The following is a 13,906-nucleotide window of genomic DNA, read 5'->3' on the forward strand; positions in this document are numbered from 1 at the left end:
AACGTCATCTTGATGACGTATAAGTAGGGAATTTTAAATTTCGTTACACTATTCTGGTTTCTGATCCTGAAGCTCTAATTGCCGGATGGAATCCAGGTATCTCTTTTGTTTTTCGAGTTCTTTTTTCTCGTTTTCTATTTGCTGAAGGTCATAGCCGTCTTTTCGAAGCTTTTCTTGTATTTGAACAAAAAAATTGTTCACAGCAATATTGTTCTCCTCTATATAATCGTCAATTTTTTGGGCATCTATGGTGTTTTTCTGACATTCCAATCGCAATAGTTCAGTTCTTGTTTTTATGATCGCCAATCTGGATTTTATGGAAAACGTGTTCAACGTATCGGGGACCTTAGTCATAAGGGAATCCGTATGGGCCAATAACTTCTCCGTTTTGATTTTAAGCTGCTCCAAATCGAGTTGGTGCAACGAGGTAGCTTCATCATTGAAGTCTTGATAGAAGTTCCAATTTTCCAGTACTTCCGCGATGGCTGCATCCGGTTTGGAAAAGGTATATTGGGTCATACCATACCGAAGGGTATCCTTTTGCTCTGGCACAGTGTTTTCTTGTTCTTGAGAGGTTTCCCCACAAGACAGAAATACGATAAAAACAAATAAGAAAAGATGTTTCATATCTTAGAAAGCCCCACAAATATAAGGGTTCTCACCGCAATACAAAGTTAATTTTGTGCTAAGCCCCCCATAGTGGCGGTGGTGTGATAAAAAAATGAGAAAGAACTCTTGAATATCCCTATATTTATGCCGCCCAAATTGTAGCCCCATATACAAGTAAACATGAAAAAAAGAATTCTTATCATAGGTGCCTGTGGGCAAATAGGTACAGAACTTACGGAAGCACTTAGAAAACGTTTTGGAGCAGATCGTGTAGTGGCCAGTGATATTCGCGAGGGAACTCCGGAGTTTGTACAGAACGGACCTTTCGAGCTCTTGGATGCCACAGATTTTGATGCGTTGGAAGATATTGTTTTCCGACATAAAATCGATACCGTTTATCTCATGGCAGCCATGTTGAGCGCCATAGCCGAACGATTTCCCTCCAAAGCATGGCATCTTAATATGACTTCTTTATTCAATGTATTGGATCTTGCCAAAGAGAATAAGATTAAAAAGGTGTTTTGGCCATCGAGCATTGCTGTTTTTGGGAGTACAACACCCCGCGAGAATACCCCGCAGACCACTATTATGGAGCCTTCTACGGTCTATGGAATCTCAAAGCAAACGGGAGAGCGGTGGTGTGAATATTATCACAAAAACTATGGCGTAGATGTTAGGAGCATACGCTACCCTGGACTTATAAGCTATACCACGGAACCCGGCGGGGGAACGACCGATTATGCGGTAGAAATATATCATAGAGCCTTGAAAAATGGAAACTATAGATGTTTCCTGAAAGCTGGAACCGTACTGCCCATGATGTACATGGCCGATGCCATTCGCGCTACCATAGGCATTATGGATGCAAAGGAACAGGATATTAAGATACGTTCTTCGTACAATTTGGCTGGGATTAGTTTCGATCCCGAAGAAATAGCGTCGAGCATTCGGGAACATATTCCAGATTTTGAAATTACCTACGAACCCGATTTTAGGCAAGCCATTGCCGATTCTTGGCCCAAGACCATAGACGATAGTGATGCCCGAAAGGATTGGGGATGGAAGCATGAGTATGATTTGGCCGAAATGACACGGATCATGCTAGAGAACCTGAAGTAACCTACGACATAAATTGAAAGGGAGCCTAGGCTCCCTTTTTTTAATTTTTACGTAAGCGCTTAAAGTCTTCGGCGGTGACTTTTCTTCCATTGATTTCGTCGGTATCCCAATCTTGGGCAATGCGCCATGTACCATTCTCCTTTTTAAGTACGACCGTAAAGCGTGCGTAATTTGCCTTGGCTTCATCCGCACCATAAACGATTTTGTAATAACCGATTTCATAGGCTGTGTCTTCGGCATAGATTCTGTGCTCAAATACGAAATCAATGGTACGGGCTTTGCGATCGGGTTTGGAAAGCCATTGGGTGTTAGAATCTTTGTATTCCTGCCCTTTTTGAATGCCCCTTCCCGTGATTCTAATGACGTCGTCTGTGTGAATGCTGTTGAAGGTAACAGCATCTCCGCTTTTATATGATTGTTTGAAGGGTTCCCAGACCTGTTGGTCCACTTCTTTGGCTAGGTCGGCATTGGTAATGTTTTGGCTCATTAGGGGAAACGAGACCAGTGTGAAGAGTAAAAGAATTTTTTTCATGATGATGAATATTTAATAGCCCCGCCAGGACTCGAACCTGGATCTAAAGTTTAGGAAACTTCTATTCTATCCCTTGAACTACGGGGCCTTAGATCACAGACAAATTAAGGAAAAAATGTAGAATGGCCATCCCTCATTTCGGTATTGAAAGGCTTTCTGTTGTTGCATAAATCGATCGCCCGCTTATCCTGAAAGAAGATACACTTATACGCTGGGAAAATACGCTTATCATTTTGTGCATTAAATCGGGTTTATGTCATAATATTTTTATGGCGTAATAGTCAATAAATGCCTATTCGAGAAATGATTAATTGTCCTGTTGACCACTTCCCGTCCTCCCTCCCTATGGAATGGTTCTCTAGACTATTAGATCCCAAGTTAATAGTAACATTCTAAAAGTAATTTTTATGAAAAAAGGAATTAGTGCTTTGGCCTTTCTCTTCTGTATTTGGGGAGCAATGGCCCAAATTGGTACGATCGAAGGAACACCGGAATTTTCGGCTCCTACGATCACACCGGTCTCTCCGGAGGCCGGAAAAATGACCCAGTATGGCAATTTACCCGTCAACATGAGTGCTGGGCAAATGAGCTTTCAGGTTCCCATTTATGAGATTCCCATTCGGGGAGGGTATTCATGGCCAGTATCGCTTAATTACAAGTATGCTGGCTTAGTATTGGAAGCAAAACCCTCCATTTCTGGATTAGGTTGGTTGCTTTCTGGAGGAGGCGTGGTTTCCCGAGAGGTTCGTGGTGTTCCCGACGGAAACCCCTACGGTATATACGGTACCGAGAACAATGATTTAATCACTCCTATTGTAAACAACACCAACATCACGGCCGGAGAGGCCGAAAGCGTCGTTTCTGGTAGGGCCGACACGGAGTTGGATAGGTATCACGTGTCTGTAGGAGGGGTTAGTTTCTCCTTTAAAGTGGATGAAAACAATAACCCAGTATACCTTTCCAACCACAACTACAAGGTTGAATTCCCCAACAGAACTCCTACTTGGTTAACCGATGTAAGACCTGGCAGTGTTCCCGTTCGGTATTACGGAGAAGAAATCCGCAGTTTTACGGTTACAGACGACAAAGGAATCCGCTATTTATTTGATGAGGTAGAGATCAACGAACCTCAAGGATTCGATCTGGAACCGGTCTTTACAGAGGCTGGCTTGCACGGATATTTCTCGAGTTGGCATCTATCGAGAATAACGTTTCCAAACAATCAGGTGATCGACTTTTCTTATTTCGATCCACCAAACGTGATGCTTAACTACGATTATAGCGCTAGTGGATATAAGAACATTAACCCTCCTTATATAACTCAGCCGGGTTCTTGCAGTAACTTGCAAGGAGACATTAATAACTACAATTGGAATTCGCGTTTAACCAATATTAGACGCAAATTGTTATCAGGAATCGATTTTCCAACAGGAAGTATCGATCTTAATATCGTTTCCCCAAATAATCGATACATCTACAATCAAGTTTTGGTAAGGGATAGTGCGGATCAGATAATCTTCGACTATGATCTTACCTACGATGGCCCTCGCGATGTATTGACCGAAGTGGACAAAGACGGATTCTTCTATTATGAATTCGAATATCATGGAGGAGTTCCAGCTTTCTTGTTAGACAACAATGATCTTCCCTTTAAAATGGATTATTGGGGATTCTATAACGGTAGGAACAATAACTATCTATTAAATATTCCAGAATCTTCAATAAGCGCCGATAAGCGCCCTAGCTTTCACAACACAAGAGCAGGGGCTATGACTCGTGTAAAATACCCAACAGGAGGATATAGCCAGATTCAATATGAGCAAAATCAGGTAAAGAAACCCATTTCTGAAGTGGAAGATGAATCGCATACACCCAATCGGCAAATCTATCTTCATCTAGAATCCGATAATGGTGGTAGTAATACAGAGAAGAGCGTATATTTTGAGTATACTTTCGATCATCCCGTTATTGCACTTATATCGCATAGGGTAGAGGCCTATGATTTACAATCCCGTATTCATGTAGGAATCACTACCACATGTTCCCCGACACCCTCACCCTTTAATTATTATGATGCAGCTGTGGCTTTGAGGTCGCCAGAGAACCCCATTCCCGATTTCTGTGTCAACCTATTGGATGAAATTGATCCTGCCCAGACCAGTTACCCTGTTATTCACGATGAGAATAGTACTGGGTATGTAATGATAAACCCTGGGACCTATATCTTTTATATCCATGCCTACAATAATCACTACTCTAGATCCAATGGTGAGATTTTGGTGCAGTTTTACGATCCGCCAGAAGGCAATGGCGATCCGTATGTAAATGCATTGGTGGGTGGAATTCGAGTACACACTATTAGTCATGTAAATAACAAAGGCCTGGTGACCAAGCAGAACTATGATTATAATGATGATGATGGATTATCTACCGGAGTAGAACTGACGAAGTCTCAAAATGAATACGTAACAGAAGTACTCTATGATTGTTATGTTGAAGGAGTAAGTAATTCCCCGCTGTTCGACACCAACCATAGGTATGCTTTCGATAGGATTAACTATCTCTCTAAATCGTATACACCGGTTAATTTGAATAGTGGTGTGCCGGTATTCTATGAACGGGTAAAGCAATATCCTACCATGGAATTAATAGAACTCCCAGGCGGCGGCGGATTACAAGTTTGGGATTTCCCCAACGATCAAAACCCAGATGGTTCACTCATATTTAGTGTTTTGGGAGGCAGTGGAAATGGAAATACCACCGAATTCGAAGAGCGTTATACCAATGGATTCTCGACCACCGAGTTTGAGTTGCCTCAATTCAATCAATTACAATTAAATTATCCATTTACTCCTTTTGGGGACGATCTCAAAATTGGTAGAAAAGAAGAAGAAAAAATCTTTGCTTTCGAAAGGGATTCTGCAACCTATGCGCCGAAGTCCCAGACCAATTACTCGTATTATCCTAGAGTAATTAATCCTTCGGGCCATAACCACCCTCATAATGTAAACTTTGCATTAAAGCGGGTGTATACCATTAATACTAGGACCGTAGCTTCCCTTATAGATCATTCTGGGGGAATGTCCCTCCCGGTACCCGATGGAAGTAATAATGCAGATTATTATTTCATGCATGTGTATCGCGATACGGATATGGATTTTGTGCTGGATACTACCATCGACAAGAATATCGTAGATGAGAGCAATGAGGTGGTTACCACATCCGAAAATACATTCGATACGAACTATCAATTAAAGGAAACTACAGTTACCGATAGTGAAGGAAATACGGTAAAACGCAAGCTTTACTATCCGTATGACTTCACTTCGTCGCCATACACGGGCATGACCACTGCCAATCAAATAAGTAAAGTAGCCATGACCGAAACATTTGAAAATGGGGTGTTGAACAACACGGTAAAAATGGACTATTCCTCTGTGGGAGGCGATTATAAACCCAGCAGATTACTTGGGGCCAAAAGAACTAACTCATTAGAAGGGCGCATGTATTACAATTACGATAGCTACGGGAATGTACAAGAACATTATACGGGAATAGAAGTGATAGATGTTTCTGGCCCCTTCCAAATTACCAGGCCTGTCAATGTTACATCATTCCTATGGGGATATGATCATCGTTTCCCGGTTTTGAAAGCAGAAAATGTGAGTTATTCGGAGCTTGCAAGCATAAGTATTGGGGATATCCAAAACATGGATGGCCAGACGTTGAGGAATGAATTGGATATTATTCGTCAGGCATTTCCTGAAGCCCTCATTACGACCTATACCTATGATCCTTTTGTTGGAGTAACCAGCGAAACAGATTCAAGAGGATATACTGTCTTTTACGAATATGATATACAAGACCGAATTCAATACATAAAGGATGAAGGTGGAAATATCGTTAAGGAGTTCAACTACAATTTGGTAACCGATTAAAAGTAAGAAATGATGAAAAACATATTATATACACTATTCTTATTGGTGCCATTTCTAGTGATGGGCCAAACAGATTCCGAGAATTATATAACGACCACGACCTATCGTACTCCAACGACGACGGGGAGTGTAGACGAAATAAATAAGATTGAATCGGTAACGTATTATGATGGGGTTGGGCGGCCTCTGCAAACCATAAAGGCAAAGCAAGGAGGCAACAAGGAAACTGTCATAGAGTACATGGAATATGATGAGGTCGGAATGCAGCCTAAGAAGTACCTGCCCTATTCAGAAGGTACTGAGTTCGGCGTAGATGTTAAGGATTATCGAAATCCCGAAACTTTGAAGACCAACATTTTCGGATTCTATGATACAGGGAAATATGAAAATACCTTAAATCCCTATTCCGAAGATGTTTATGAGCCTTCTCCTATGTTTCGAGTATGGGAAACGGGAGCACCAGGAAATCCTTGGAAGGCTATTGATACGCTAGATACGGATCATACCATAAAGTACGAATACCTGTCTAATGGGACCAATGAGGTTCGCTTTTATGCAGTAGACTTTCCCGATGGCAACACGACCAATCCCAAGATCGATAGAAACGGATTTTATCCGGCGAATGAATTGGTTAAAATGGTGACCAAGGATGAGAATTGGCAACCCGGGGATGGTGACAATCATACGACGCATGAGTTCAAAAACAAAAAAGGACAAATCATCCTTAAAAGAACGTTCAATAATGAAGCGCATGATACCTACTATGTGTACGATGAGTTTGGGAACCTAACTTTCGTGTTACCTCCCGAGGGATCCGATGAGATTATTTTGGCAGCCAACCCGCAAACGATCTTGGATAAATGGTGCTTTCAATTTCATTTTGATAGTAAAAACAGAATGATATGGAAAAAATTCCCAGGGAAAGACTTCGAACAAATTATCTATGACGATTTGGATCGCCCTATTTTGACAAGGGATGGTAATCTTAGGGGTAAGGGCCAATGGTTATTTACCAAGTACGATGGTCTTAGTAGAATCGCATTTACAGGAATATACACCCCTGGAGACGCTAAGAAGGGAGCTTCCAAAGAAAGTAGATCCACAGTTCCACCACCGCTTAGCGAAAAGCGCTCTGTAGATCCGGTTACCGTTGGGGACATGGTTATTTACTACACCAACGATAGTTATCCATCCCTCAATTTGGAAGTACTCACCGTAAACTATTACGATTCGTATGTAGATACAGAAGGACTGGATGCTCCTGCCACTGTTTTTCAGAATCAGATTACCAATAGGACACAGGGATTACCCACAGTAGCCAAAGTAAGGGTGCTGGGCACCACAGATTGGATCACCACAGTAAGTGCATACGACGAAAAGGGAAGGGAGGCCTATGTGGCGAGTAAAAACGAACATTTAAATACCGAAGAGATCATAAAATCGAAATTCGATTTTTCCGGAAAAGTGTTAGCTACTCGAACCTCTCATATAAAGGATAGCAACCCAGCGGTAGTGACCTTAGATTACTATACTTATGATCATATGGATCGTTTGGTTACCCATATGCAGCAAATAGGTAATCAACCCGTTCAATTAATTGCCCAAAGTGAATACGATGAATTGGGACAAATGGTGTTGAAAAAAGTAGGGGGTGAATTGTTTGATAGCGGATATGAAAATACAGCCAATATTGCCATAGCTGGAGAGGGACTTATTACTAAGAATGCGGGGGGTTCAACCAATTGGAATGCAGGCCTTACTACCAAAGGAGTGATTTCGAATAAAGGGGGACTTCATTTTACAATTCAAAGTAAAGAAAAGAACGCGACCGTTGGATTTAATGAGGCACACACCAATCACTCCCCTGCTGAAATCGATTTTGGATTCCAATTTAAGAGTACTACAGGAAATAGTAATTTCTATAAAATTCGAATTCAAGGTAATTTAATTGGAAGTCCTAGAGATTACCAAATTGGAGATCGATTTACCATAGAGAGGGATGCAGGCACATTTACATTTTTCCAGAATGGTGAACTGGTCTATACGTATAGTACCCTAAATGGCTTTGATCTTTTCGGGGATGCTGTTTTCAAAGATGAAGGAGCTGCGATAAGCGATTTCGTATTGTTCGGGACCGAAGTGGAAGCCCTTCAGGATGTAGATTACAAGTATACTGTTCGAGGTTGGCTAAAGGAGATTAACCAGGTGGACGATTTCAGTAAAACAGGAAGTCCCGACCTGTTCAACTTTAAGATCAACTACACAACAGTTCAAGGTTCCGGAGGAGATCCTGGTCTAGCAGTTCCATTGTTTAACGGAAACATTGCACAAACCATTTGGCGCACCAAAAACGATGATGCCCTCAAAAGGACCTATACCTACGAATATGATGCCCTCAACCGTTTAACGGATGCCCATAGTAGAAAGGGAACCACGCTGAACGCTTTAGACAATCATGCCCTTGGAGGAATAGAGTATGACAAGAATGGAAACATAAAGCTGTTGTTCAGAAATGGAGATAATGGTAGTGGTGGTACTGCGGTTTGGGATCATCTGGTGTATGCATATGAAGGAAATACATTGAAGGATGTTCAGGATTTAAGTAGTTCTTCTTCCAGCTTGGAAGGATTTAAAGATCGAACAAGCTTTTCTTTAGATTACTCTTACGACGCCAATGGTAACCTAACACGAGACTACAACAAGGGGATTACCGAAATCACCTATAATCACTTAAATCTTCCTGAAACGGTGACCTTGGATGCTGTTCATGGAGAGGCTGGTGGCACCATTACGTTTACCTATGATGCCGATGGAAACTTATTGAAGAAAGACGTTGCTCCTACAAGTAGTTCTACAGTTACTTCCGAGTATGCTGGAAACTTCAAGTATGAAAACAGCAACCTACAGTTTATAAATCATCCAGAGGGGTATTTACAAGCTGAAACAGGAGGCGGGTATTCCTATGTTTTCCAGTTTAAAGATCATTTGAATAATGTTCGCTTAAGCTATACAGATAGCAACGGAGATGGAAGTGTAGACAGTAGCGAGATTATTGAAGAATCCAACTACTATCCATTTGGTCTGAAACAGAAAGGGTATAACGATTATTTCAATCCTATTGGTAACAGCTTTGCACAGCAATGGAAGTATGGTAGTAAGGAGTTTGAACAAGCCCTCGGTTTTGATTTTTATCAATACGGAGCAAGATTGTTCGATCCTGCGATTGCCAGATTCGTTAGAATCGATCCTTTGGCATTTGAGTTTATGACGCAGAGTCCGTATGTCTATGCGGCTAACAATCCGATTTATTTCCAAGAGAAAAATGGTGAAAATCCTATTATAGGAGCTTTCGTTTCGGGTGCTTTGGAAATACTTGGACAGGTAGGTGCTTCGATGCTAGAAGGTCAAAGCTTCAGGAATGCAGTAAAAAACATTGATTGGAGTGATGTGGCTTGGGAAACAGGTTCTGGAGCCTTATCCGGATTTATTGGAGATCCAGGGATCGGTAAGTTTGTGAAGTTTATTAAGAAAAAGCGCAATAGAAGACTCATAAACAAGGTATTCTCAGAAATTTTGGAGTTCACCATTGAAACGGCTACAGACATTGCAAAAAAAGTTACAAACAATGAAGATATTGATTTAGGACAAACCTTAGTGGATGGTTTGATTGGTGCCGGATTGGATAAACTAATTCCAGATACCGAATTCTTCCAGAAGTATATAAAGAAGAATAATAAAAGGATAAAGAAACTGGATAAATCCATTAAGCGCTTGGAGAAGAAGCAGAAAAAGAAGTATAAGAAAAAACGAGCCAAGAAGATTGAAAAGAAAAAGAAGGAAAGAAGGAATAGAGATATTACTAATGATGTTTTGGAAGAAGCCGAGGCAATAGCCACTGATTTACTTGGTCCAGATGTGGAGGAACTAGAGGAGGTAATCATAACGGTTAAGAAGGATGATGAGAAAAAACCCAATAACTAACTTTAGCTAAGTTTTGAGACAGCAGTAAGTAATTTTACAAGAGTATTATGTATCACAAAAAACAAATTTACTTTGCGATTTTCATTGCCATCATTTTAGTGTTTGTTCTTTACAAACAATCAATATTAAGTGAATGTAGGAATGAATGCGATAAGGTGGATGTAAAAGTGATAGACACATATTGTTCAGGTAGATTAGGGAAAAGAAATTATAGCTATTTCGAGTTTGAATATAAAGGGAGGACCTACGAACAGGATGTTAGCAGATCAAAATGCCCTTCTATTTCAACAAATGAGAATTTTAGCATGTATTATGACGAAGTGAATGATGTGTTCTATCTGTCAGAATTATTAGAGGAAGATTATTACAAAAAATACGTGATTATTTTACTAGTAATTTTGGTAATAGCAGTAATACCCTATAGACGATTTCTTAGTTAATCAGATAACTACTTCTTAAGGTTGCGGTTGGCATTTCGATGTTAACCGCAACTTCTTTTTATATCAACTATTTTCAATATGAATCCCGTGTCGTACGGCGAACAGTACCAATCCCGCCATGTTTTTCGCCTCGGTTTTTTCCATGAGGACCTTTCGATAGCCTTCTATGGTCTTCGGGCTTAAAAACAGGGCTTCCCCAATTTCGGTAGTGGTATATTCCTGGCAAATAAGCTTGAGTACATCAACTTCCCGTTCGGAAAGGCCATGACCCGTAAGCGTACCCTTGTTTTTCAATTCTGGATTGGAAAGTCCCTGGAGCATGGCTTTGGATACGGTATCGGAAAAATAGAATTCAGATTCGACGACCTTGTATATGGCCCTAATCACTTCATCCGGGTCGGAGTTCTTGATGAGATACCCATTGGCCCCAAGTTCCATCATTCGTACAATAAAAGCATCGTTGTTGTGCATGGTGAGAATAAGCACTCGAACATCAGGATACAGCTTTCTGATTTCGATCAACGTCTCGGACCCCGACAAAACCGGCATTTCCAAGTCCAATAGCACCACATCGGGGTGGGATTGTTCCAGTCCTTCGAGCAACTCCCTACCATTCTCCGATTGCTGAACTACTGCAAAATCCGAGTTGCTTCTTAAAATCATGGTGATTCCAGAACGGACCAATGTATGATCGTCGGCGATGGCAATTCGTATGGCTTTTTTCATGATACTTCATTATGATTAATGGGAACTTCTACTGTTGCCGCGAAACCGTCTTTATTTTCTGAATGCAAAGAGAAGTCACCCTCCATGGCTTGGATACGGCTTTGTATGCTTTTCATCCCAATTCCATGGGAATCCATTTCATGGGCTTTCATCCCGATTCCATTGTCGGTGTATAACATACGGAACCGATTGGGATGGAATTCTAAGGTGGTAACAACCTCTGAAGCTTGGGCATGCTTTAGGGTGTTTTGTAGCAGTTCCTGAAAAATCCGCAGTACTCCCAAAGCGACATTTTTGGGAAGTGGAAAGGCCGTTTTGGGGATCTTCATCTGTACATGCAAAGCTTTGGAGTTGTTCACAGGCTTAATGCATTCCTGCAGGGCGGTAATTAATCCAAACTCTTCAATAGTAGCGGGCATGAAATCATGGCTTACCCTGCGCATATCTTCAATCCCTTCATCGACCAAGCGACAGGTTTCCTCAAAAAAATGCGCTTCTTCAGAATTGGGAGTTTGTTTGTTTTTCTGAAATTTCAAAGTAAGGCTCAATCCAGATAATAAAGAGCCAATCCCATCGTGCAGTTCCTTGGCCAAGCGTTTTCGCTCCCTTTCTTGTCCTTCAATGGTAGCTTTCAACAACACCTGTTGCCTTTCATTTTCTATCTTTTGTAGCTTGTTTTCCTGAGCGACAATTCGTTTTTGATAGATGACCAAAAATAGGATTAACAGAATAGCCATAAGCACCACGAAGGCAGCACTAGCTATGAAAATTAAGACTATTTGGTTGTTCTCTTCACCCATAATAAGGCTACGGTATAGATGGTGTACAATAGAATATTCAAGATAGCATTTACTTTCCAGATGGCTTCAAACACTTCTTTTCCGGCGGTGAGCATAAGCTTTGGAAAGGCGAACAGCAGGAAGTTGCCACTAAAGAAAAGGAGCAATCCTGCCGATAACCAAAACTCGAAGGTTTTTTCGGGATGCAGCACCGTTTTTTCCTTTAACATCTTCAAAAACCATTTCGCAACGATAACTAATAAAATAACGGCTTCTAGGGCATGGATATAATCGGGGAAGCCCCACCATCCTTTTCCAGTGAACACGTCTATGAGCCAAATGACCGAAAACCCAATGGCCAGTATAACCCAGATCTGTTTTTTGATGCTTTCCGAAAACATAAACCGATATACTTGAAGCAAAATAAGATACTCTACTAGAATGTATACGTAAAAGAAAGGGGTGTTGCTTCTCCCGGTTTGCAGGGTCCAAATCCAACCTGCAAAGGAGTTAACAACAATAAACCAAAGCAATACAGAAAACCAACGTTGATGTTCCTGCATAAGGCGCCATTTAAAGGCGGCCAATACTGCAGGAACCAACGTAATAAAAAAAGCGGTGTAAACAAGTCCCATATTTGAAAATTGGCGAATGGTTAGTTATCGCAGCTATATACACGGTCACCGCAATAGGTAGGGCAAGGCATGGCAAAGTCGAAGGCTCTAATATTATTGAAATTTTGACCCTGTCCGTAAATGATATTGCTATATACTACACTCCCTGTAATGGTATCGCTAGCCTCTTCCGTGAATTCTGCTGTGTCCGATGGGCCGATAGTACGCAATCCATATTTTATGTCTATACCCTCGCCATTTCCATCTGCTAGATGGTCGTTTATTGCATCCCATGAGTAATTGAAAGCATATACCGGAGTGAAGACAACAGTAGCATCTGCACTTTTGCACCAATTCCGTTGATATTCATTGAATTTTTCTTCACTAATGAATTCTTGATCGCCTTCATACCATGATGCCAGAATGCAATTACCGTTCTCACAATCATTCGGTTGGGGAACGCAATCTTTGGTATTTACCATGGCGAGCGAGGGTATGGGATCACTCACATTATTTTTAATATAGAACAGCAACACACCGTTTGCCTCAAGGTCATGATCCTGAAGTGACTTAAGAGAGTCGGCACTAAAAGATATGTTGGGAACCGTTTCAATCGTATAGTTGTTATTCTCGCTTAAGGAATTATTATACGTTGCCCAACTCTCTATCCATAAATAGGCCGTTTCATCGTAAATCTGATAATTACTCACACAAGGTAAGGGGGTTGGAGGGGTAGGAGGATCTTGAAAAATCGTTTTTTCTGATGTTGAGGTTGTTTCTTGCTTTTGACCCTGCTTGCATGACATCCCGAGCAAGACTAACGCTAATAGGTAAAGGATTGAATGCTTCATGATTGAAAAGTTTTTGTTAGTTGAGAAGCTAAGATAAATTATAAAATGTTGAAAATCAGGTATATGAAATTTTAGCTTCTTTACTAAATTATCTTAAAACATTCATTATCAATTATTTATGGTTTTCTCTTCAGAAACTTCACGGGGATACCACCGGCATTTTCAGGGGATACCCTTATACACGGATAGGGTAAACAAAATCGTAAAATTATGGGATACAGGCTAATGAACTTCACTTTATAGTATCAATTTTGATCCCAAGGGAGAAACCATTCTTCTAGGCGATAACCGAAAAGCCTCTCCTTAACTTCATAGCG

9 protein-coding genes and 1 tRNA gene are annotated in these 13,906 nt (G+C 41.0%); 3 read left to right on the forward strand and 7 right to left on the reverse strand.

Annotated elements, in window-relative coordinates; all coding sequences use genetic code 11:
- Nucleotides 1–48 precede the first annotated feature (48 nt).
- Nucleotides 49–627: a hypothetical protein gene (locus POV27_RS00145; RefSeq protein WP_272860693.1), complete on the reverse strand. Its 579-nt coding sequence runs from the start codon at nucleotides 625–627 to the stop codon at nucleotides 49–51.
- A gap of 162 nt (nucleotides 628–789) precedes the next feature.
- Between POV27_RS00145 and POV27_RS00150 the strand changes: the two genes are divergently transcribed.
- The gene (locus tag POV27_RS00150) at nucleotides 790–1,728 is read left to right on the forward strand and encodes an NAD-dependent epimerase/dehydratase family protein (RefSeq protein ID WP_272860694.1); all 939 of its coding nucleotides are present in this window, start codon (nucleotides 790–792) and stop codon (nucleotides 1,726–1,728) included.
- Between the two features lie 40 nt (nucleotides 1,729–1,768).
- Here the strand turns inward: POV27_RS00150 and POV27_RS00155 are convergent, their stop codons facing one another.
- Nucleotides 1,769–2,260 (reverse strand): nuclear transport factor 2 family protein, encoded by a 492-nt coding sequence (locus tag POV27_RS00155; protein WP_272860695.1) that lies wholly within the window; start codon nucleotides 2,258–2,260, stop codon nucleotides 1,769–1,771.
- Nucleotides 2,261–2,276: 16 nt separating this feature from the next.
- Nucleotides 2,277–2,348: transfer RNA gene (locus POV27_RS00160), tRNA-Arg, on the reverse strand.
- 319 nt (nucleotides 2,349–2,667) lie between these two features.
- On the opposite strand from POV27_RS00160, the gene POV27_RS00165 reads away from it, so the two are divergent.
- Both POV27_RS00165 and POV27_RS00170 read left to right on the forward strand, forming a co-directional pair.
- Nucleotides 2,668–6,198 (forward strand): RHS repeat domain-containing protein, encoded by a 3,531-nt coding sequence (locus POV27_RS00165; protein WP_272860696.1) that lies wholly within the window; start codon nucleotides 2,668–2,670, stop codon nucleotides 6,196–6,198.
- Nucleotides 6,199–6,207: 9 nt separating this feature from the next.
- A complete protein-coding gene (locus POV27_RS00170; protein ID WP_272860697.1) occupies nucleotides 6,208–10,179 on the forward strand; it encodes a DUF6443 domain-containing protein in 3,972 nt (1,323 codons plus the stop codon).
- Nucleotides 10,180–10,682: 503 nt separating this feature from the next.
- Here POV27_RS00170 and POV27_RS00175 read toward each other — a convergent pair.
- Genes POV27_RS00175 through POV27_RS00190 form a run of 4 tightly spaced genes read right to left on the reverse strand, consistent with a single transcriptional unit; the run spans nucleotide 10,683 to nucleotide 13,589 of the window.
- Complete coding sequence (locus POV27_RS00175; RefSeq protein ID WP_272860698.1) at nucleotides 10,683–11,345, reverse strand: response regulator transcription factor; 663 nt, start codon at nucleotides 11,343–11,345, stop codon at nucleotides 10,683–10,685.
- Nucleotides 11,342–12,145 carry a sensor histidine kinase gene (locus tag POV27_RS00180; RefSeq protein ID WP_272860699.1) on the reverse strand — a complete coding sequence of 268 codons (804 nt, stop codon included), beginning with the start codon at nucleotides 12,143–12,145 and terminating at the stop codon, nucleotides 11,342–11,344. The genes POV27_RS00175 and POV27_RS00180 overlap by 4 nt, the downstream gene beginning before the upstream one ends.
- The gene (locus POV27_RS00185) at nucleotides 12,121–12,759 is read right to left on the reverse strand and encodes a hypothetical protein (protein ID WP_272860700.1); all 639 of its coding nucleotides are present in this window, start codon (nucleotides 12,757–12,759) and stop codon (nucleotides 12,121–12,123) included. The genes POV27_RS00180 and POV27_RS00185 overlap by 25 nt, the downstream gene beginning before the upstream one ends.
- A 20-nt stretch (nucleotides 12,760–12,779) precedes the next feature.
- Nucleotides 12,780–13,589, reverse strand: coding sequence for a hypothetical protein (locus POV27_RS00190; protein WP_272860701.1), 810 nt, complete (start codon nucleotides 13,587–13,589; stop codon nucleotides 12,780–12,782).
- Between the last annotated feature and the right edge of the window lie 317 nt (nucleotides 13,590–13,906).

The organism is Aureisphaera galaxeae (assembly GCF_028561275.1).
GTDB classification, from domain to species: domain Bacteria; phylum Bacteroidota; class Bacteroidia; order Flavobacteriales; family Flavobacteriaceae; genus Aureisphaera; species Aureisphaera galaxeae.

Bases quoted from the DNA above. Each gene is read 5' to 3' on its own strand.
- POV27_RS00145 (WP_272860693.1), bottom strand. From the start codon at position 627: ATGAAACATCTTTTCTTATTTGTTTTTATCGTATTTCTGTCTTGTGGG.
- POV27_RS00150 (WP_272860694.1), top strand. From the start codon at position 790: ATGAAAAAAAGAATTCTTATCATAGGTGCCTGTGGGCAAATAGGTACA.
- POV27_RS00155 (WP_272860695.1), bottom strand. From the start codon at position 2,260: ATGAAAAAAATTCTTTTACTCTTCACACTGGTCTCGTTTCCCCTAATG.
- POV27_RS00165 (WP_272860696.1), top strand. From the start codon at position 2,668: ATGAAAAAAGGAATTAGTGCTTTGGCCTTTCTCTTCTGTATTTGGGGA.
- POV27_RS00170 (WP_272860697.1), top strand. From the start codon at position 6,208: ATGATGAAAAACATATTATATACACTATTCTTATTGGTGCCATTTCTA.
- POV27_RS00175 (WP_272860698.1), bottom strand. From the start codon at position 11,345: ATGAAAAAAGCCATACGAATTGCCATCGCCGACGATCATACATTGGTC.
- POV27_RS00180 (WP_272860699.1), bottom strand. From the start codon at position 12,145: ATGGGTGAAGAGAACAACCAAATAGTCTTAATTTTCATAGCTAGTGCT.
- POV27_RS00185 (WP_272860700.1), bottom strand. From the start codon at position 12,759: ATGGGACTTGTTTACACCGCTTTTTTTATTACGTTGGTTCCTGCAGTA.
- POV27_RS00190 (WP_272860701.1), bottom strand. From the start codon at position 13,589: ATGAAGCATTCAATCCTTTACCTATTAGCGTTAGTCTTGCTCGGGATG.